At 65.5% G+C, this 17,677-nt stretch carries 19 protein-coding genes and 1 pseudogene; 12 read left to right on the forward strand and 8 right to left on the reverse strand.

Annotation, left to right across the window (positions count from 1 at the left end; translation table 11 throughout):
- Positions 1-2: 2 nt before the first annotated feature.
- From NF876_RS21790 to NF876_RS21800, 3 genes are all read left to right on the forward strand, one after another.
- Positions 3-1,046 (forward strand): response regulator, encoded by a 1,044-nt coding sequence (locus NF876_RS21790; RefSeq protein WP_262270725.1) that lies wholly within the window; start codon positions 3-5, stop codon positions 1,044-1,046.
- A 182-nt stretch (positions 1,047-1,228) separates the two neighbouring features.
- Entirely contained in the window at positions 1,229-1,591 is a 363-nt protein-coding gene (locus tag NF876_RS21795; protein WP_262270726.1) for a hypothetical protein, read from the forward strand.
- A 104-nt stretch (positions 1,592-1,695) separates the two neighbouring features.
- Entirely contained in the window at positions 1,696-1,890 is a 195-nt protein-coding gene (locus NF876_RS21800; protein WP_262270727.1) for a hypothetical protein, read from the forward strand.
- Positions 1,891-1,935: 45 nt separating this feature from the next.
- Here the strand turns inward: NF876_RS21800 and NF876_RS21805 are convergent, their stop codons facing one another.
- Positions 1,936-2,145 carry a DUF2842 domain-containing protein gene (locus NF876_RS21805; RefSeq protein ID WP_262270728.1) on the reverse strand — a complete coding sequence of 70 codons (210 nt, stop codon included), beginning with the start codon at positions 2,143-2,145 and terminating at the stop codon, positions 1,936-1,938.
- 130 nt (positions 2,146-2,275) lie between these two features.
- On the opposite strand from NF876_RS21805, the gene NF876_RS21810 reads away from it, so the two are divergent.
- Complete coding sequence (locus NF876_RS21810) at positions 2,276-3,346, forward strand: COX15/CtaA family protein (protein ID WP_373696701.1); 1,071 nt, start codon at positions 2,276-2,278, stop codon at positions 3,344-3,346.
- A 53-nt stretch (positions 3,347-3,399) separates the two neighbouring features.
- Here NF876_RS21810 and NF876_RS21815 read toward each other — a convergent pair whose 3' ends face one another.
- Positions 3,400-3,807, reverse strand: a complete 408-nt coding sequence (locus tag NF876_RS21815) for a DUF1236 domain-containing protein (protein ID WP_173946517.1) — start codon at positions 3,805-3,807, stop codon at positions 3,400-3,402.
- Between the two features lie 454 nt (positions 3,808-4,261).
- On the opposite strand from NF876_RS21815, the gene NF876_RS21820 reads away from it, so the two are divergent.
- Positions 4,262-4,936, forward strand: coding sequence for an AAA family ATPase (locus NF876_RS21820; RefSeq protein WP_262270729.1), 675 nt, complete (start codon positions 4,262-4,264; stop codon positions 4,934-4,936).
- Positions 4,937-5,341: 405 nt separating this feature from the next.
- Here the strand turns inward: NF876_RS21820 and NF876_RS21825 are convergent, their stop codons facing one another.
- The gene (locus NF876_RS21825) at positions 5,342-6,625 is read right to left on the reverse strand and encodes an O-acetylhomoserine aminocarboxypropyltransferase (RefSeq protein WP_262270730.1); all 1,284 of its coding nucleotides are present in this window, start codon (positions 6,623-6,625) and stop codon (positions 5,342-5,344) included.
- Positions 6,626-7,171: 546 nt separating this feature from the next.
- Positions 7,172-7,696 (reverse strand): CoA-binding protein, encoded by a 525-nt coding sequence (locus NF876_RS21830; RefSeq protein WP_262270731.1) that lies wholly within the window; start codon positions 7,694-7,696, stop codon positions 7,172-7,174.
- A gap of 49 nt (positions 7,697-7,745) precedes the next feature.
- Between NF876_RS21830 and NF876_RS21835 the strand changes: the two genes are divergently transcribed.
- Positions 7,746-8,183, forward strand: a complete 438-nt coding sequence (locus tag NF876_RS21835) for a PaaI family thioesterase (RefSeq protein ID WP_262270732.1) — start codon at positions 7,746-7,748, stop codon at positions 8,181-8,183.
- Positions 8,184-8,193: 10 nt separating this feature from the next.
- Here the strand turns inward: NF876_RS21835 and NF876_RS21840 are convergent, their stop codons facing one another.
- Positions 8,194-8,814: a glutathione S-transferase family protein gene (locus NF876_RS21840; RefSeq protein ID WP_262270733.1), complete on the reverse strand. Its 621-nt coding sequence runs from the start codon at positions 8,812-8,814 to the stop codon at positions 8,194-8,196.
- A 286-nt stretch (positions 8,815-9,100) separates the two neighbouring features.
- Here NF876_RS21840 and rplM point away from each other — a divergent pair, with 286 nt between their 5' ends.
- Entirely contained in the window at positions 9,101-9,565 is a 465-nt protein-coding gene (gene rplM, locus NF876_RS21845) for a 50S ribosomal protein L13 (RefSeq protein ID WP_009492703.1), read from the forward strand.
- Between the two features lie 4 nt (positions 9,566-9,569).
- Positions 9,570-10,046, forward strand: coding sequence for a 30S ribosomal protein S9 (gene rpsI, locus NF876_RS21850; RefSeq protein ID WP_114946827.1), 477 nt, complete (start codon positions 9,570-9,572; stop codon positions 10,044-10,046).
- A 108-nt stretch (positions 10,047-10,154) separates the two neighbouring features.
- Here rpsI and NF876_RS21855 read toward each other — a convergent pair whose 3' ends face one another.
- A complete protein-coding gene (locus NF876_RS21855) occupies positions 10,155-10,661 on the reverse strand; it encodes a hypothetical protein (protein ID WP_262270734.1) in 507 nt (168 codons plus the stop codon).
- Between the two features lie 287 nt (positions 10,662-10,948).
- Between NF876_RS21855 and argC the strand changes: the two genes are divergently transcribed.
- Positions 10,949-11,917: an N-acetyl-gamma-glutamyl-phosphate reductase gene (gene argC, locus NF876_RS21860; RefSeq protein WP_262270735.1), complete on the forward strand. Its 969-nt coding sequence runs from the start codon at positions 10,949-10,951 to the stop codon at positions 11,915-11,917.
- A gap of 248 nt (positions 11,918-12,165) precedes the next feature.
- Here the strand turns inward: argC and NF876_RS21865 are convergent, their stop codons facing one another.
- Complete coding sequence (locus NF876_RS21865; RefSeq protein ID WP_262270736.1) at positions 12,166-13,050, reverse strand: fumarylacetoacetate hydrolase family protein; 885 nt, start codon at positions 13,048-13,050, stop codon at positions 12,166-12,168.
- A 383-nt stretch (positions 13,051-13,433) separates the two neighbouring features.
- On the opposite strand from NF876_RS21865, the gene NF876_RS21870 reads away from it, so the two are divergent.
- The gene (locus tag NF876_RS21870) at positions 13,434-14,765 is read left to right on the forward strand and encodes an OmpP1/FadL family transporter (protein WP_262270737.1); all 1,332 of its coding nucleotides are present in this window, start codon (positions 13,434-13,436) and stop codon (positions 14,763-14,765) included.
- A gap of 214 nt (positions 14,766-14,979) precedes the next feature.
- On the opposite strand, the gene NF876_RS21875 is transcribed toward NF876_RS21870, so the two are convergent.
- Positions 14,980-16,785: a PHA/PHB synthase family protein gene (locus tag NF876_RS21875; protein WP_262270738.1), complete on the reverse strand. Its 1,806-nt coding sequence runs from the start codon at positions 16,783-16,785 to the stop codon at positions 14,980-14,982.
- Between the two features lie 224 nt (positions 16,786-17,009).
- On the opposite strand from NF876_RS21875, the gene NF876_RS21880 reads away from it, so the two are divergent.
- Positions 17,010-17,435, forward strand: coding sequence for a hypothetical protein (locus tag NF876_RS21880; RefSeq protein WP_262270739.1), 426 nt, complete (start codon positions 17,010-17,012; stop codon positions 17,433-17,435).
- 43 nt (positions 17,436-17,478) lie between these two features.
- Positions 17,479-17,677, forward strand: a pseudogene (locus tag NF876_RS21885) (aminotransferase); the annotation flags it as partial.

Below are 17,677 nucleotides of genomic sequence, written 5' to 3' on the forward strand. Positions count from 1 at the left end.
CAATGAACCATCAAAAAACAATACTTTGCGTTGAAGATGAAGACGACCTGAGAGGCGATATCGCCGAGGAGCTGGAGGCAGCCAATTACCGCGTGCTCCAGGCCGCCAACGGAAGCGAGGCGCTCAGCCTGCTCGAACGGCATCGTCCCGATCTCGTCCTCTGCGACATCACCATGCCGGGCCTCGGCGGCTATGATGTGCTCAAAGCGTTGCGCGACCAGGGCACGATGGCCGATATCCCGTTCATCTTCCTGACCGCCTTGGCGGAACGGAACGATGTTCTCAGCGGCAAGCAGGCGGGAGCGGACGACTATCTCGTCAAGCCGATCGACTACGAGATCCTGCTCGCGACCATTGCGGCCCGTCTGGACCAGGTCGTCCGGGTTCAGACGAGCGCCGTTCATCGGGCCGAAGAATCCTGGCAGGAGATTCTGAAATCCGCCAAGGGGCGCACGGTCGATGCGCTCTACAAGGCCACCTTCGCGTTCGACCGCTTCCTTGTCGGCGTCGTGATCGTCGACGAAGCGGGCGCCGTCCGCGTGATGAACAAGGAGGCGCAGCGAATCCTGGCCGAGGGCGACGGCCTGAGCGTCTCTCAAGGGATCCTGAAGGGATCGGTGGCGAAGCAGAACAGCAAGCTCCATTCGTCCATCGAAAAGGCCTTCGAGGAGGAGTCGCTCGATGAGATCGTGTCGTTCCCGCGCATATCGGGCGGCCGGCCTTATCTCGTCCTGATTCCGGGGCAACGGTTCTCCGCCGAGGAGAGGCCGGAGGCCGTCGTCCTGCTGGTGATCGACACCGAGCAGCGGGCCAAGGTCTCGGGTGACACGCTCGTGAGGCTCTATGGCCTCACCCCGTCGGAGACGCGGGTCGCTCTCATGCTGATCGACGGCAAGCGCCTCGATCAGATCGCCGAGGAACTGGAGGTTGCTCAGACAACGGTGGTCTTCCATCTCAAGAACCTGTTCCGGAAGACAGACACCAACCGCCAGGCGGATCTCGTGCGGGTCCTGCTGTCGGTTCCGCTGCGCAGCACCAGCGCTTGAGGCGCCCGCTCGGATCCTGAGCGGCGGATGTGTCCGTTAAGACCTTGATCACCATTCCGACAAGTTTGGCCCACGCCCAAGCTTTGCCACATTCTGTTCAGCTTTCGGAGAGGTTTTGAACAGTATATCTCATGGCATGAAGAGGAAGGCATGCGGCCTTTCTCCCCTCATAGGTGATGATCATGAAGGTCTTCCGTCTTGTTTCCGGGACTGCCGCGGCTCTGGCGCTCGTCACCGGCTTGGCTGCCGCCCAACCGGCCGCAGCGCGTGATCGCCTGTCTCCCGGGGCCGCCGTGGCGATTGGGGCACTGGGAGGTCTCGCCGTCGGTGCTGCCGTCGGATCGGCCATCGCCCAGCCTCAGCCGCCGGTCGTCTATGCGGCACCTCCGCCGCCTCCGCCGCCGGTTTATGTCGAAGAGGCCGCACCGGTTTATTACGAGCGACCGGTCCGCGAGGTTTATGTGGAGCGCTGCTTCACGGAGCGTTACCGGGAATGGGTTCCCGGCTGGGGCTGGGAGCATCGCAACCGCCGGGTCTGCCGCTGAAATGGTCGAGATGGCCCGCTTCCGGCGGGCCTTTTCTTTTTCCGGGACAGAAACCCGGATTCGGCTGCCGCGTTGATCGCATGACATCTCATGCGAGCTTAGCCATGACCAGCACACCGAAAGATCAGGCCGGTTCCGATCAGACGAAGCTCAATCCCGGTGATCAGGCCGAGCCGGGAACGCCGGGCGCAGGGGAGAACGTCTGCCCCGAATGCAAGGGCAGCGGCCGCATCGGCGCCACGCCCTGTCCGATCTGCGGCGGCACGGGCACGATCATCGAGGGGATCGGCGGAGCTTAGGATCGAGCCCGGACCGGCAGCCGTTCGTCCCGGCCGCGGGATAGACTAGGACTTGTCGGGCTTCGCCATCCAGCGGACCAGCGGCATGAGCGGGACGATCCAGATCAGGCCGAGCACGATGTAGGCCAGGGTCTGAAGAAGTTTCGGGGCCTGCGTGATCCGGCCCTCGGCGATCGCCATCGCGAACAGCGCGTAGAAGATGATGAAGGCCAGCATCACGACTGTGCCGATCAGCTTGCGCAGGCGAATGCCCATGGCGAAATCCTCACATCGTCACCATCGGGTCCGGATGGTGCGTCACCGGCATGAATTGCCTCGTCGAGGCACAGCCTCTATGTGACGTCCATATCCCGGGTTCAAGCCCTAAACGACGATGAGAGTGAGCATGGCTGTCGCAGCCTCCCCCGAGGGCATGCCGTTGGCGCGCGTGCCTCGAAGCCGGTCCCTGTCCGCCGTTCGCGCCTGGATCTACTGCCTTGCGGCGCTGGTCGTCCTGATGGTCGCGGTCGGCGGCGCCACGCGTCTGACCGGCTCGGGTCTTTCGATCACGGAATGGAAGCCCGTCACCGGCGCCATTCCGCCGCTCACCGAGCAGGCCTGGATGGCCGAGTTCGAGAAGTACCGGCAGATTTCGCAGTACGAGCTCGTCAACAAGGGCATGAGCCTGTCGGAATTCAAGTTCATCTATGCCTGGGAATGGGGACACCGGCAGCTCGGCCGCCTGATCGGCCTCGTCTTCTTCCTGCCTCTGGTCTGGTTCTGGGCCAGGGGAGCTATCAAGGGCCGGCTGGCCCTGACGCTCCTGGGGATCGGAGCCCTGGGCGGACTTCAGGGCGCCATCGGGTGGATCATGGTGGCATCGGGCCTGGAGCCCGGGATGACCGCCGTCGCGCCGATCAAGCTCGCCCTGCACCTGACTGTCGCCAGCGTCATCCTGGCCTGCCTCGTCTGGATCGCCTCCGGGTTGAAGGACCGTTCCGGGGCGATGGGCCTGGAAGTCCCGACCGGGCCTGCGCCCCGCATCCTCGTCGGGCTGATCCTGTTCCAGATCGCCCTCGGGGGGCTCGTCGCAGGCTCCAAGGCGGGGCTGACCTACAACACCTGGCCGCTCATGGACGGGTCTCTCGTCCCGCCGGTCTCGGGCCTGTTCGTGGTCAAGCCCTGGATCGAGAACTTCGTCGACAACGTCCTGCTGGTCCAGTTCAACCACCGTCTCGTGGCCTATGCCATCGTGGCTTTCGCGGCTTGGCACGCCTGGTCGGTTCGCCGGCAGGACCCCGGCTCGAAGACCGCCGGACGCGCAACCGGCATGGCCGGGCTCGCGCTGGGCCAGATGGCTCTCGGCATCGTCACCCTGCTGCTGGCCGTGCCGCTCTGGGCCGGGCTGGCCCATCAGGTGTTCGCCATGGCGGTTCTCGCCATGGCGGTCGTTCATGCCCGCGTGAGCAAGGCCTGATACAAAAGCGAAGGGCGGCCTCAGAGGCCGCCCGAACGCCATGTCCGCGAAGCTTAGCGGACGATCTGAACGATGCGGCGGGTGCCGGGCTCGACCAGAACCGGGGTGTCGTTCACCACCGTGTAGCGATAGTTCTTGACGCCGTACTCCGCCGGAACCTCGTAGTACTGCACGCCGGAGGCCGGGAGGGTCGCGCCGACGCGAACCTCTTCCTGGTAGCGGTAGGACGGGACGCCCTGGGTCACCACGTACTGGCGGAACTGCGGCTGCTGCTGGTCGGCCAGGCCGCCGACGATCGCGCCCGTCACGCCGCCGACCACGGCGCCCACGGGGCCGCCCACGATGGCGCCGCCCACGGCGCCGGTGGTCGCACCGGCGGCCGCGCCGCCGGACTGAGCGAAGGCGCCAACCGGCGCGAGAGCCACGAGCAGGGCACCTGCAAACAAGATCTTCTTGGACATTTGTCAGCTCCTAAGACTTGTGAAGTCTGGAGCTTAACGGCCAAGCGGAGCGGTGGTTCCGCGCCCGAAAGCGCGCGGCGGACGAAGAAAGCAAGCCGTAAAGCGGGGACGTCGGCGAGCCGCGACGCTCGGCCGGAATCCCGCGCAGGACCCAGGGCGGAAGGCAGGACGGGTTCGTTCCGGCGTGCGTCACGGGCGCCGCGAGGGACGGAGGCCGCGAAGGGTCGCGTGCTCGCCGCGCGAGGATTTTCGAGGCTTTCGTGCGCGGGAGGATCCCGCCCGCTGTGGCTCAGCCGCTCGGCCGACGGCCGGCAGGGCCGTCGATCCGCAAAATCGCAGTGGGAATACGGCGAGAAATAGGAAATCAGTACTTGCTCTGCTACAGGTGAACAATATTAAGATAGGGTTAACCCCTAACGCAGGGCTGTCGGAAAAGGCTTATGAGGAGTCAGGCATGAATGTGCTGGTCTTTGCTTCGCGGAAAGGCGGCTCGGGGAAGAGCACGCTCGCTGCTCACCTCGCGAGTTATATCGCCAATCCTTCACGCCCCACGTTGCTGATCGACAACGATCCTCAGGGCTCCCTGTCGCTCTGGCACAAGATCCGCAATCAGGAGTACCTGGGCCTGAAGCACAACGTGCGCAACATCGCCGAGGCCATCCGGGACGCCAAGCGGGAGGGCTACGAGTGGGTTCTCGTCGACACGCCGCCGAACAAGTCGGCGATCGTGGCCGAGGCGATCAAGCAGGCCACCCTGGTGATCGTTCCGACCCGCGCGAGCCTGTTCGACATCGCGGCCCTGCAGGACACGGTGGCCATCGCCCGTGAGCACCGGAAGCCCTACGCGGCGGTCATCAACGCGGCTCCGGCCAAGCACGGGGAGGCCGAGGCCCACGTGGTCGCCGATGCCCGCGGCGCGCTCAACGCCCTCCAGGTTCCGGTCTGGGCCGGCCAGATCACCCACCGGCCCGAGCTGACGCTGTCGCTCGCGACAGGCGAGGGTGCGCGGGAATACGATGCGAATTCGCAAGGGGCCGAGGAAATCGGCCGCCTCTGGACGGCGCTGGAGCGCTCCCTCAACGCGATCCACAACACCTACAAGAAGGCCGGCGCGTCGCGGGCCGCGTAGGTCACGGTCTCATCTCGGCGGAAAGGGCGGCCTAAAGCATCGGATGGATCCCAAAAGTGGACTTGCACTTTTGGGATCCATCCGATGCTTGCTTCTTGAATGAGAGCATCGGTCAGAACGGACCCAGCGGGCCGCGCCAGCGAAAACCGGATCCACTTTTCCGTCCGATGCTCTAAGGGCCGCCCTTTCTGTTTGATCGCTCTCGTTAAAGCATCGGACCCAAAAGTGGACTTGCACTTTTGGGATCCATCCGATGCTTTCTTCTTGAATGAGAGCATCGGTCGGAACGGACCCAGCGGGTCGCTGACGCGGCCCTCTGGGTCCGTCCGATGCTCTAGCCCACGCAATCGTCACCGGCACGGGTCCGGCCACGATGGGCCGGGGACCGGAAACGGAAGCGCTCGCTTACGCTGCGTCGAGCGCCTGGTTCAGGTCGTCGATCAGATCCTGCGTGTCCTCGAGGCCGATGGAGAGGCGCACCACCTCCGGGCCCGCTCCGGCCTGGGTCTTCTGCTCGTCGGTGAGCTGGCGGTGCGTGGTCGATGCCGGGTGGATGACCAGGGAGCGGGTGTCGCCGATATTGGCCAGGTGGGAGAACAGCTTGAGGTTCGAGACCAGCTTCACGCCGGCCTCGTAGCCGCCCTTGAGGCCGAACGTGAAGACCGCGCCGGCGCCCTTGGGGCAGTACTGTTTGGCGAGGTTGTGGTAGCGGTCCGAGCGCAGGCCCGGATAGCTGACCCAGGAGACCTTGTCGTGACCCGCGAGATGCTCAGCGACCGCCAGGGTGTTGTCGGAGTGGCGCTGCATGCGCAGCGGCAGGGTCTCGATGCCGTTGAGGATCAGGAAGGCGTTGAAGGGCGAGAGCGCCGGGCCGAGGTCGCGCAGGCCGAGCACCCGGCACGCGATGGCGAAGCCGAAATTGCCGAAGGTCTCGCCCAGCACCATGCCGGCATATTCCGGACGCGGCTTCGACAGCATGGGATAGCGGTCGTCGCCGGCGAAGTTGAACGAGCCGCCGTCCACGATGAGGCCGCCCACCGAGTTGCCGTGGCCGCCGAGGAACTTGGTGGCCGAGTGCACGATGATGTCCGCGCCGTGCTCGAAGGGCCGGATCAGATAGGGGGTCGCCATCGTGTTGTCGACGATGAACGGGATCCGATGCTTCTTGGCGATCGCGGCGATCGCCTGAAGGTCGACGATCACGCCGCCCGGATTGGCGATGGATTCGACGAAGATCGCCTTGGTCTTCGGGGTGATGGCCGCCTCGAAGGAGGACGGATCGTCCGAATCGGCCCAGACCACGTTCCAGCCGAAGTTCTTGTAGGCATGGTTGAACTGGTTGATCGAGCCGCCATAGAGCTTGCGGGCCGCGACGAACTCGTCGCCGGGCTGGAGCAGGGTGTGGAAGGTCAGGAACTCGGCCGCGTGGCCCGAGGCAACCGCCAGGGCGGCCGTGCCGCCTTCGAGGGCCGCCACGCGCTCCTCGAGCACGGAGCAGGTCGGGTTGCCGATTCGCGAATAGATATTGCCGAACGCCTGCAGGCCGAAGAGGGAGGCCGCATGGTCCACGTCGTCGAACACGAAGGAGGTCGTCTGGTAGATCGGTGTCGCGCGGGCGCCCGTGGCAGCATCGGGGGCCGCTCCCGCATGGATGGCGAGCGTGTTGAAGCCTGGCAGGCGGTCGGTCATGGGTGGACGTTCCTCAAGGATAAGAATGCGTTCTATTTAAAGAACGGCTTGTTCGTCCGTCAAGGAGGGTGTGACGCGAGCCGGGTCCTGCGCGGGCGAGCGGCCGGAACGGGAAGCGCCGCTTCAGGCCATCGCCGGGCTTGTGCCGGTTCCCTCCCTGGGAACCCCGCGCCTTTCCGGCCGGTGTGGCCGCGACAGGCCTGGCCATGGTGTCGGAAAGGTCGCGCCACTCCGACGGTCACCCTCTCACGTCATCACCGGGCTTGTCCCGGTGATCTCGCTTCCGTACGGCGCGGTGCTTGTCCGGATGGGATCACAGCAGCTCCCCCCGCGGCTCGGACCCTTCTCGTCGTCATCACCGGCCCTGTGCCGGTGATCCCGATGCGGTGAGACGCCGCGCTCTTCCCATCGGGATGGCCGGGACAGGCCCGGCCATGACGTGGAGGGTTGCACGAGCGGACGACCAGGCACCACGTCATCACCGGCACAAGGCCGGTGATGACCTGCGGAGCGTCACCGGACGGGGCGCCGCCGGCCGTGAAGCCTTCAAGGCCGGTTGAGGCTGAGCTTCTGGAAGCCCTTGCCGGACAGGACCGGTTTCTTGGCGCTCAGCATGCGCGAGTTCACGCCCTGCCAGGAGATCTCGCCGGACAGGCGGCCGAACTCGATCTTCGGGCAGCGGTCCATGACGACCTTCAGGCCCCTGGCTTCCGCCCTGGCCGCGGCCTCGTCGTTGCGCACGGAGAGCTGCATCCAGAGCACCTTGGGCAGGGGATCGAGCGCGAGTGCCTCGTCGGTGATCGGACCGGCGGCTTCCGAGTTGCGGAAGATCTCGACCATGTCGATGGGGACCGGCACCTCCTTGAGGGAGGCATAGACCGTCTTTCCCAGAAGCTCGCCGCCGGCGAGCCCCGGGTTGATCGGGATCACGTCGTAGCCGCGCTCCAGCAGGTACTTGGTGACGATCCAGCTCGGACGGGCGGGATTCGACGAGGCGCCGACCAGCGCGATGGTCTTCACGCTGTTGAGGATGCCGCGGATGTAATCGTTCGGGTAATTGCTGTGATCCATGGCGGGAACGTATGGGATAGGGCAGGGCAGTTCAATGAGCATTTGACGCATGGCTTCGCATCACCCGATCATGACCAAGGACGACCTGACGGCGTTTCTCGACCGGGAGTTCCCGCAGATGCACGCGGGAGGCCGGACCTATTTCGTCGACGAGATCGGCCCGCTCTCGGCCCGCATGCGCATGACCTGCCACGAACGCCATCTGCGGCCCGGCGGCACCATCTCGGGTCCGTCCATGATGGGGCTGGCGGACCTCGCCCTCTATGCGGCGATTCTCGCCCATATCGGTCCCGTGGCGCTCGCCGTCACCACGAGCCTCACCTTCAACTTCCTGCGCAAGCCCGAGCCGCGCGACCTCATCGCCGAATGCCGCCTGCTCAAGCTCGGCAAGCGTCTCGCCGTGGGGGAAGTGTCGATCCGTTCGGAGGGCAGCCCGGACGTGGTCTGCCACGCGACCGGGACCTATTCGATCCCGGACCGCCGGTAGCCAATTCGCCTCATGCCTTCTGAGGCGCGAGCGCGTCATCGATCTCGCGCGCCCGGATGGCGGCGGGGCGCGAGCCGATCCGCTGCCAATAGGCCTCGAAGGCAGGGCGCTTCTCGAGAGTGCCGAACATCATGCCCCAGCCGATCTGGGAGCCCACATACACGTCGGCGGCGGTGAACCGGTCGCCCGCGATGTATTCCGACTGAGTGACCGCATAGTCCAGGGCGTCGACCACGTGCTCGATGCTGCCGTAGCCGATGGCCCGCTGGCGGTCCTCCGGAACCTCGAATCCGAAGGCCTTGTTGCTCAGGGCCGCCTCCACGGGGCCGGCCGCGAAGAACATCCAGCGGTAATAGGCGGCGCGGTCCTGGAGCGGCGGGGCGAGGCCGGCCTCGGGAAAGGCGTCGGCCAGATAGGCGCAGACGGCCGCCGCCTCGGTGACGATCCGGCCCTTGTGCAGGATCGCCGGCACCTTGCCCATGGGATTGACCGCCAGATAGCCGGGCGACTTCATGTCCGGGCCGAAGGCGAGCACCTCCGTCCGGTAGGCGCAGCCCGTTTCCTCCAGCATCCAGCGGGCGATGCGGCCGCGGGACATGGGATTGGTGAAGAATATCAGATCGTCGGTCATCGGGAGCCCCTCCGGAGCGGCACGGATCCTGTGCGGCCGGGCAAGCATAACCATAGTCCGGCCGGATCCCAAACGTGCTGTGGTGCCCTAATACCGTTCATGTGGTAAAAAAATACCACTCTCTGCTAAGGCTTGTTTTATAAGGGTTTTGTGTGCTCCTGGGGCTCGAAAACGCTGTTGACTTGCCCGGCCGATGTGACTAAACAGCCGTCACTCGCCGCCGCATCTCGCGGCGGTTTGTCGTTTTCAGAACATGAGCCATCTGGCTCCAACGGGATACAGCGCAATGAAGACTACGACTTCGCTGAAGCCCGCCGAGGTCGAGAAGAAGTGGGTTGTGATCGACGCGAAGGGCCTCGTGGTGGGCCGTCTCGCTTCGGTCGTCGCCATGCGCTTGCGCGGCAAGCACAAGGCGAACTACACGCCCCACGTCGACTGCGGCGACAACGTCATCGTCATCAACGCCGACAAGGTGGTGTTCACCGGCCGCAAGCGCGAGCAGAAGGTGTACTACCACCACACCGGTTATCCGGGCGGCATCAAGGAGCGCACCGCGAAGTTCATCCTCGACGGCCGCTTCCCCGAGCGCGTGGTCGAGAAGGCTGTGGAGCGCATGCTCCCCCGCGGCCCGCTTTTCCGTCAGATCATGGGCAACCTGCGCGTCTATGGCGGCGCTGAGCATCCGCATACCGCTCAGCAGCCGGAAGTCCTGGACGTTGCCGCCCTCAATGCCAAGAACGTGAGGGCTTAAACCCATGGCGACCCTTCAGTCTCTCGCCGATCTGGGCCAGAACGCCCAGGCTGCCGCTCCGGAAGCTCCGAAGCACGTCCAGAAGCTCGACTCCCTCGGCCGCGCCTATGCCACCGGCAAGCGCAAGGACGCGGTTGCCCGTGTGTGGATCAAGCCCGGCTCCGGCAAGATCGTGATCAACGGCCGCTCGGCCGAGGTCTACTTCGCCCGTCCCGTGCTGCGCATGATCCTCGCCCAGCCGCTTCAGATCGCCCAGCGCGAAGGCCAGTACGACATCACCGTCAACGTTGACGGCGGTGGTCTCTCCGGCCAGGCCGGCGCGGTCCGCCACGGCCTCGCCAAGGCGCTGACCTACTACGAGCCGGAGCTTCGCGGCCCGCTCAAGAAGGAAGGCTTCCTGACCCGCGACCCGCGCGTCGTCGAGCGCAAGAAGTACGGCAAGAAGAAGGCCCGCCGCAGCTTCCAGTTCTCGAAGCGCTAAAGCATCGGACCCAAAAGTGGACTTGCACTTTTGGGATCCATCCGATGCTCTAAGGCTTATCGGCCATATGGTTTGGAATGGGCGGCTCTCGGGCCGCCCTTTCTGCGTTCAGGCGAGGGCGCGCTCCAGCTCCGCCTTGCTCATGCGCGAGCGGCCCGGGATGCCGCGCTTGCGCGCCCTCTCCATGAGCTGCGCCTTGGTCGTCGCGGCTTTGCCGGTGCTCGTGCGCGCGGCCGCGGCCTTCCGGGCCACGTCGCGCGGCTGCTTCGAGAACTGCTTGCCCTTGCGGGTATCGGCGCGCTTCTTGTCGCTGGAACGCTGGTATTCGCTGTCGCTCAGCGCCTTGCGGCTCTTGGCCGGAAGGTAGCGTTCGCCGGTCTCGCCGCTCGTCTTGCCCGACTTCGTGCCCCAATCCTCGTCCTGCCATTGCCGAAGGTGATTGTCGGCGGGCTTGCGGCCCTCATAGCCGCCGCCTTCCTTCTTGTACTCGGCCACCGCCATCTGGGCTTTGCGGGCCGACCATTGGCCCGCCTTTCCGCCCTTGGCGCCCCTGGTAACCTTCGCCTTCACCGTCTCCCAGAGCCTGGGATTGGTCTTCTTCGCCGTGCCTGCCATGAGAACCGCCCGTCGTGATCCGGATTCCCAGGGGAACCGCGGGATCGCGGGAGGGTTCCGCTGTTCGTTTCTTGACAAGCATGGCCGTCGGGCGCCATAGAACCGGCATGACGATTTTTTCGGACATCCGACGTTGCTTCTCCGCCGCGCCTGCGCGCCTGCGATGAGGGCTCTTCGTCCGCTCGTCTGCCAGCCGCGCCCTCTGCGCGGCTTTTGTTTTTCCGACATCTTGCGGGGCTGAAGCGTCCCGCCCTATCTCCCAGCATCGACGACAGATTGGATCGACCATGACCGCGACGCTCGACAGATCATCAGGCCTCGATCAGCAGACCCGGACCGTGTTCATCGACGGAGAGGCCGGCACCACCGGGCTCGGCATCCGCGAGCGGCTGAAGGACGTTGCCGGCGTGGCCATCCGGAGCATCGATCCGGAGCGGCGCAAGGACCCGGCGGCCAAGCGCGAGATCCTGGCCGAGGTCGATCTCGTGGTGCTCTGCCTCCACGACGCCGCCGCCCGGGACACGGTCGCGCTCGTCGACGGCCTCAGCGGCCGCAAGCCCCGGATCCTCGACGCCAGCACGGCGCACCGGGTCGCGCCCGGCTGGGCCTACGGCTTCGCCGAGCTCGATGCCGGGCAGCGCGACGCGATCGCCAGGGCGGACCGGGTGGCCAATCCAGGCTGCTACCCGACCGGCGCGATCGCACTCATCCGGCCGCTGGTCGATGCGGGCCTGATCCCGGCCGATTACCCGATCAGCGTGAACGCGGTGAGCGGCTACAGCGGGGGCGGGCGCTCGATGATCGAGGCCTACGAGGCCGGCACGGCCCCGGCCTTCGAGCTCTACGGTCTCGGCTTCGAGCACAAGCACGTCCCCGAGCTGCAGACGTACACCGGCCTGGCCCGGAGGCCGATCTTCATCCCGTCGGTGGGCAATTTCCGGCAGGGCATGCTGGTGAGCGTGCCGCTGCATCTCGACCTCCTGCCCGGCAAGCCGAAGGCGGCGGATCTCGAGGCGGCGCTCCTGAACCACTACCGGGACGGCGGCCTCGTCAGCGTCGTGCCGACCATCCGGGACGGTAAGAAGATCGAGCGGATCGAGCCGGAGGCCCTCAACGACACCGACCGGCTGGAACTCTTCGTCTTCCAGCACGAGGGCTACAACCACGCCGTCCTGGTGGCCCGGCTCGACAATCTCGGCAAGGGCGCCTCGGGCGCCGCCGTGCAGAACATCCAGCTCATGCTGGGACTGGTCTGAAATCGTCCTCTCACGTCATCACCGGCCTCGTGCCGGTGATCCCGGTCATGTGGAGCGCCGCGCTTCACCTTATCGGGATGGCCGGCACAAGGCCGGCCATGACGCGGGGAGGGTGGAGCGCGAACCGAACGATCACCCTCCCACTGTCATCACCGGGCTTGTCCCGGTGATCCCGATCGTTTGGAACGCCGAGCCCTTCCGATCGAGATGGCCGGCACAAGGCCGGCCATGACGACAGGGTGGGGCGACTAGTGCCCCCTCCAGCTCTTGCTCGTGTCCACCGCATTGCCCTCGAAGGCGACGAAGCGCTGGCGCTGCTCGCCGAGGCCCTCGATGCCGAGGCTCACCACGTCGCCCGCCTTCAGGAAACGCTGCGGCTTCATGCCCATGCCGACCCCGGGCGGGGTCCCGGTGGTGATCACGTCGCCGGGCTCCAGGATCATGAAGTGCGATACGTAGGAGACGATCTGCGCCACGTTGAAGATCATCGTCTTGGTCGAGCCGTTCTGCACGCGCTCGCCGTTCACCTCGAGCCACATGGAGAGGTTCTGCACGTCGGCGATCTCGTCCTTCGTGACGAGCCAGGGGCCCAGGGGGCCGAAGGTCGGGCAGCCCTTGCCCTTGGTCCAGGTGCCGCCGCGCTCGATTTGGTACTCGCGCTCGGACACGTCGTTGCAGACGCAGTAGCCGGCGACGAAATTCAGGGCCTCGTTCGCCCCGATATAGGAGGCGCGCGCGCCGATCACGATGGCGAGCTCCACCTCCCAGTCGGTCTTCTGGGATCCGCGCGGGATGACCACGTCGTCATTCGGGCCGACGATGCAGGACGGGGCCTTGTTGAAGACGATCGGCTCCGCGGGAATCGGTGCTCCCGTCTCGGCCGCGTGATCGGCGTAGTTGAGCCCGATGGCGATGAAGTTGCGCACCTGGCCGACACAGGGCCCCAGGCGCTGGCCCGACGGGGCGACCGGCAGGGTGCTGGGGTCGGTGTTGCGGATGCGGTCCAGGGTGTCGGACGACAGGGTCGCCCCGGTAATATCGGGCACGAGTCCCGAGAGGTCTCGGATCTGTCCGCTCGAATCGACCAGCCCCGGCTTCTCCCGTCCAGCGTCCCCAAATCTCACCAGCTTCATCAAGCGCTCCTCTTGTTACGGCATGGGCATCATCGGCCCGAATGCGCCACGGTACAATGCACGTTCTGGGCGCAAATATGTTGCTGTTATGCCACGACGGCCCACAAAGTACCGGATGTCCACTCATCCGTCCGAGGTATCCTGGCTCAAGATGTCAGCCGACTATACATCGGTTTACATGTGAACCATTCGTGCATACTTTCCTTGTATTTGTGATTAACAAATCAAAAGGAAGATCATTTAAGTAAGCGCCAACAGTTTTTAGGAAAATTTAAGGCCTGGGCGGAAGCTCAGGAAAAGATTGCGGCCAAATTTAAGCATTGGCACATTGCCCACACGACGGGATTCTCCCGTATCAAGAATACCAAGGGCAGGAAAACTCCATGGGTCGTCTCTCTCGTTCGTTGTCACTGGCTGCGGTGTCCCTCGCAGCCCTCATCGCCGCTCAGGGCGGTGCTCAGGCCGGAGCCTTCGCGCTCCGCGAGCAGAGCGCCACCGCGCAGGGATATTCCTTCGCCGGCGCGGCCTCGGGTTCGGGCTACCTGTCCTCCATGTTCTGGAACCCGGCCGTCATCACCATGGCGCCGGGCTGGCAGAGCGAATGGCACGCTTCGGTGATCATTCCCCGGGTCGACATCAACCCGCTGCCGTCCGTGCCGACCTTCGTGTTCGGCGGTTCAGGCGACATCGGCGAGGACGCGGTCGTTCCGGCGGGATACAGCTCCTACCAGATCAACGACACGCTCTGGCTCGGCGTCTCCAGCACGACGCCGTACGGCCTCGTCACCGACCCGCGCCAGAACTGGTCCGGCCAACTCTATTCGCGCTCGTCGCGGATCTTCTCCGTGAACGTCAACCCGGTGCTCGGCGTGAAGGTGAACGACTGGCTGTCGGTCGCCGTGGGTCCGTCCCTGCAGTATTTCGACATCCGCCTCAAGCGGGCGGTGCCCTTCCCGGGCGGTCCGGCCACCTCGGCGGTGCTGCCCGGCGCGCCGAGCGCGATCCTCGACGGCGACGACGTGGGCTTCGGCTTCACGGCCGGCGTGACGATCACTCCGTTCGCCGGAACCACGATCGGCGTCGGCTACCGGTCGCAGGTCGAGCATGAGCTCGAGGGCGACCTGTCGGCGCCGTTCGGCTCCATCGGGCCCTTCGCGCAAATTCCGATCACCGCGAAGCTCAAGACGCCGGATCAGCTCACCATCGGCCTCTCGCAGGTGATCACGCCGAACATCACGGTTCATGCCGGCTTCGAGTGGACCAACTGGAGCGTCCTCAAGACGCCTCTCGTGATCGGCCCCGGCGGCGTCGCCGTCACCGATATCCCGCTCAACTACGAGGACGGGTTCTTCTACTCCCTCGGCGCGGATTACCGGCTGAACGAGCAGTGGACCCTGCGCGCCGGTCTCGCCTACGAGCAATCGCCGATCGACACGGAGATCCGTTCGACGCGCCTGCCCGACAACGACCGCATCTGGGCGTCGCTCGGCGCCAGCTACCAGTGGAACGACCGGCTGTCCTTCGACCTGGCCTACACCCACATCTTCGCCAAGGAGACGGATATCCGGATCCTTCCCGGACATCAGGACTACGCCGGGCTTCCCTACGTGGCCGATGTGGATTCGGACGTGGACATCGTGTCGGCGGCGGTTCGCTACCGCTGGGACGACCCGAAGGTCGCCATCCCGGCGGTCCCGCTCGTCCGCAAGTACTGAGCGCTCGCAAAGCGACGACCCGAAGGCCGGCAGAGATGCCGGCCTTTCTTGTTTGGTGTTGAACTCGCTCCCTCGACGTCATCACCGGCCTCGTGCCGGTGATCCCGATTTCTCGAAACGCCGAGTCTCACAGGACCGGGATGGCCGGGACGAGCCCGGCCATGACCCGGGAGATTGTCAGGGCCAGCGACTGAGCGCGTTCCTCAGACGCGATTCAGGATTTCTCCAGGACGTAGGTTCCCGGCGCGTCGCAGAGCGGCTCGAGTTTGCCGCCGCCAGGCTCGCGGGCGGACACCATCCGGGGCGCCTGCGCCTTGATCCAGTCGAACCAGTAGGGCCACCAGGTGCCGGTGGTTTCCTTGGCCTGCTTCAGCCAGTCCTCCAGTTCGCCCTCCACGGGGCCGCCGGTCCAGAACTGGTATTTCGCCTTGCTCGGCGAATTGACCACGCCGGCGATATGGCCGGAGCCGGCGAGCACGTAGTCGACCGGCCCGCCGAACGCCTTCGAGCCTGCGAACACGGACCGGGCCGGGGCGATGTGGTCCTCCTTGGTGGCGAGGTTGAAGATCGGCACCTTCACCTTCTTCAAATCCAGCTTCACGCCGGCAAGCTCCATCTCGCCCTTGGCGAGCCTGTTCTCGAGATAGCAGTTGCGCAGATAGAAGGCGTGATTGGCCGCCGGCATGCGGGTGGAATCGGCGTTCCAGTACAGCAGGTCGAACGGGAAGGGCGACTGGCCCTTCATGTAGACGTTGACCACGTAGGGCCAGATCAGATCGTTGGGCCGCAGCATGTTGAAGGCGTTCGCCATCCGCGAGCCCTCGAGGTAGCCGCGCTTCTTCATGGTGGCCTCGAGGCTGCGCACCTCATCCTCGCCGGCGAAGACCTTCAGGTCGCCCGCATGGGTGAAATCCACCTGCGCGGTGAAGAACGTGGCGCTGTCGATCCGCTTGTCGCGCTTGGCCGCCATGTAGGCCAGGGTGGTGGCGAGCAGCGTTCCGCCGACGCAGTAGCCGATGGCCGTCACCTTCTTCTCGCCGGTTGCCTGCTCGACGGCGTCGAGCGCGGCGAAGATGCCGTCGACCATGTAGTGCTCGAAACCCTTCTCCGCGTGCTGCTCGGCCGGATTGACCCAGGAGATGCAGAACACGGTCAGGCCCTGCGCGACCGCCCAGCGGACGAAGCTCTTCTCGGGGTTGAGGTCGAGGATGTAGAACTTGTTGATCCAGGGCGGGACGATCAGCAGGGGCCGCTTGAGCACTTTCTCCGTGGCCGGGGCATATTGGATCAGCTCGATCAGGTCGTTGCGGAAGATCACCTTGCCGGGCGTGGTGGCGATGTTCACCCCGACCTTGAACTTGCTCGTGTCCGACTGGCGGATCTTCAGCTCGCCGCCGCCCGCCTCGATGTCCTCCGCCAGCATGGTCATGCCGCGCACGAGGTTGGCGCCGTTCTCGCGCAGGGTCTCCCGGATGAGCTCCGGATTGGTCAGGAGAAAGTTCGACGGGGAGAGCGCGCTGGAGAGCTGCTTGAGATAGAACTGGGCCTTGTGGCGGGTGCGCTCGTCCAGGCCCTCCGCGTCCTCCACGAGGTCTTCGGCCCAGCGGGACGAGATGAGATAGGCCTGTTTCAGAAAATCGAAGATCGGATTCTCGGACCATTCCGGGTCCTTGAAGCGGTTGTCCTTGGGCTCGGGCTCCGCCACCGGGTCCACGGGCTCCCCCTGGGCCCGCTTCAGGGTCGAGGCCCAGAGCGACATGAACTGCGTCCCGAGACGGGACTGAGCCTCGAAGCTCCTCTGCGGATCGCTCATCCAGGCTTCGGCCACGCGGCTGAGGGACTTGATGGCCTCCGAAGCGTCGCTCGACAGCTCCGGCGCGGCCTGGCCGTCCTGAACGGGCTTGAGGTAGGCGGCCGCGGCCTTGCCGGCTCCCTCGATGAAGCGGGCCATGTTGTGGGAGAGGGCCTCGAAGTCCGGCATCGGGCCTTGGGTCTTCTCCTCACCGTATGGCTTGTCCATAAGGCGATCTCCCTCTATCGCAGCAGCGTTGCTCCCAGGCTGCATTTCCGACATCTTAGAGCATCGGACCCAAAAGTGGATTCCACTTTTGGGATGGATCCGGTGCTCACGCCTCTGAGCGGCGCATCGTGGGACCGGAAAACCGGGGCCACTTTTACCGCACGATGCGCTAGCGTTCGGCTCGTCGGATATGCCAGAGCCATTTGCAGATCTTAGGTATCACAATGCGTACGAAGCCCTTTCTGATCCGCCGCATCCCGGCTTTTGCCGCCGCGGCCCTTGCCGCCGGGGCCCTTGCCGCCGGTCTCGCCGGCTGCAACGGCAGCTTCAATCCCGTCCGGGACGTGGCGACGGCCGTGGGGGCGGGCCCGCAGACGGCCGCGACCCCGGATTTCGTGGCCCGTTCGAGACCCGCCAATCTGGAATACATGCCGATCGGAACGCCCGCCCCGGCGCGCCCGACGGCTGCGCGCACGGCCGATCAGGTCAAGGCCGCCGAGGCGGAGCTCGATGCCATCCGGGCGCAGAACGAGGCGGCCGGCGCAGCGGCGGCCGAGCTCGGCAAGACGCCGCCTCCCGAGCCCGTCAGGCTTCCGGCCAACACGTCGCAGCCGGCGCGCCAGAAGACGAATTCCAAGAGAACGCCTTAGAACCTATACCGGAACCCCGTGATTCCGCCCGAGGACGAGACCCATGCCTGATTTCTACCGGATTAAGCGCCTCCCTCCTTATGTGTTCGAGCAGGTCAACCGCATCAAGGCCGCGGCCCGCGCCAACGGGGCGGACATCATCGACCTCGGGATGGGCAATCCGGACCTTCAGGCTCCCCAGCACGTGATCGACAAGCTCGTCGAGACCGTGGGCAAGCCGCGCACCGACCGCTACTCGGCGT

The organism is Microvirga yunnanensis (assembly GCF_025460875.1).

Excerpts from the sequence above, each read along its gene's own strand:
- NF876_RS21790 (WP_262270725.1), top strand. The coding sequence starts at position 3 with ATGAACCATCAAAAAACAATACTTTGCGTTGAAGATGAAGACGACCTG.
- NF876_RS21795 (WP_262270726.1), top strand. The coding sequence starts at position 1,229 with ATGAAGGTCTTCCGTCTTGTTTCCGGGACTGCCGCGGCTCTGGCGCTC.
- NF876_RS21800 (WP_262270727.1), top strand. The coding sequence starts at position 1,696 with ATGACCAGCACACCGAAAGATCAGGCCGGTTCCGATCAGACGAAGCTC.
- NF876_RS21805 (WP_262270728.1), bottom strand. The coding sequence starts at position 2,145 with ATGGGCATTCGCCTGCGCAAGCTGATCGGCACAGTCGTGATGCTGGCC.
- NF876_RS21810 (WP_373696701.1), top strand. The coding sequence starts at position 2,276 with ATGGCTGTCGCAGCCTCCCCCGAGGGCATGCCGTTGGCGCGCGTGCCT.
- NF876_RS21815 (WP_173946517.1), bottom strand. The coding sequence starts at position 3,807 with ATGTCCAAGAAGATCTTGTTTGCAGGTGCCCTGCTCGTGGCTCTCGCG.
- NF876_RS21820 (WP_262270729.1), top strand. The coding sequence starts at position 4,262 with ATGAATGTGCTGGTCTTTGCTTCGCGGAAAGGCGGCTCGGGGAAGAGC.
- NF876_RS21825 (WP_262270730.1), bottom strand. The coding sequence starts at position 6,625 with ATGACCGACCGCCTGCCAGGCTTCAACACGCTCGCCATCCATGCGGGA.
- NF876_RS21830 (WP_262270731.1), bottom strand. The coding sequence starts at position 7,696 with ATGGATCACAGCAATTACCCGAACGATTACATCCGCGGCATCCTCAAC.
- NF876_RS21835 (WP_262270732.1), top strand. The coding sequence starts at position 7,746 with ATGGCTTCGCATCACCCGATCATGACCAAGGACGACCTGACGGCGTTT.
- NF876_RS21840 (WP_262270733.1), bottom strand. The coding sequence starts at position 8,814 with ATGACCGACGATCTGATATTCTTCACCAATCCCATGTCCCGCGGCCGC.
- rplM (WP_009492703.1), top strand. The coding sequence starts at position 9,101 with ATGAAGACTACGACTTCGCTGAAGCCCGCCGAGGTCGAGAAGAAGTGG.
- rpsI (WP_114946827.1), top strand. The coding sequence starts at position 9,570 with ATGGCGACCCTTCAGTCTCTCGCCGATCTGGGCCAGAACGCCCAGGCT.
- NF876_RS21855 (WP_262270734.1), bottom strand. The coding sequence starts at position 10,661 with ATGGCAGGCACGGCGAAGAAGACCAATCCCAGGCTCTGGGAGACGGTG.
- argC (WP_262270735.1), top strand. The coding sequence starts at position 10,949 with ATGACCGCGACGCTCGACAGATCATCAGGCCTCGATCAGCAGACCCGG.
- NF876_RS21865 (WP_262270736.1), bottom strand. The coding sequence starts at position 13,050 with ATGAAGCTGGTGAGATTTGGGGACGCTGGACGGGAGAAGCCGGGGCTG.
- NF876_RS21870 (WP_262270737.1), top strand. The coding sequence starts at position 13,434 with ATGGGTCGTCTCTCTCGTTCGTTGTCACTGGCTGCGGTGTCCCTCGCA.
- NF876_RS21875 (WP_262270738.1), bottom strand. The coding sequence starts at position 16,785 with ATGGACAAGCCATACGGTGAGGAGAAGACCCAAGGCCCGATGCCGGAC.
- NF876_RS21880 (WP_262270739.1), top strand. The coding sequence starts at position 17,010 with ATGCGTACGAAGCCCTTTCTGATCCGCCGCATCCCGGCTTTTGCCGCC.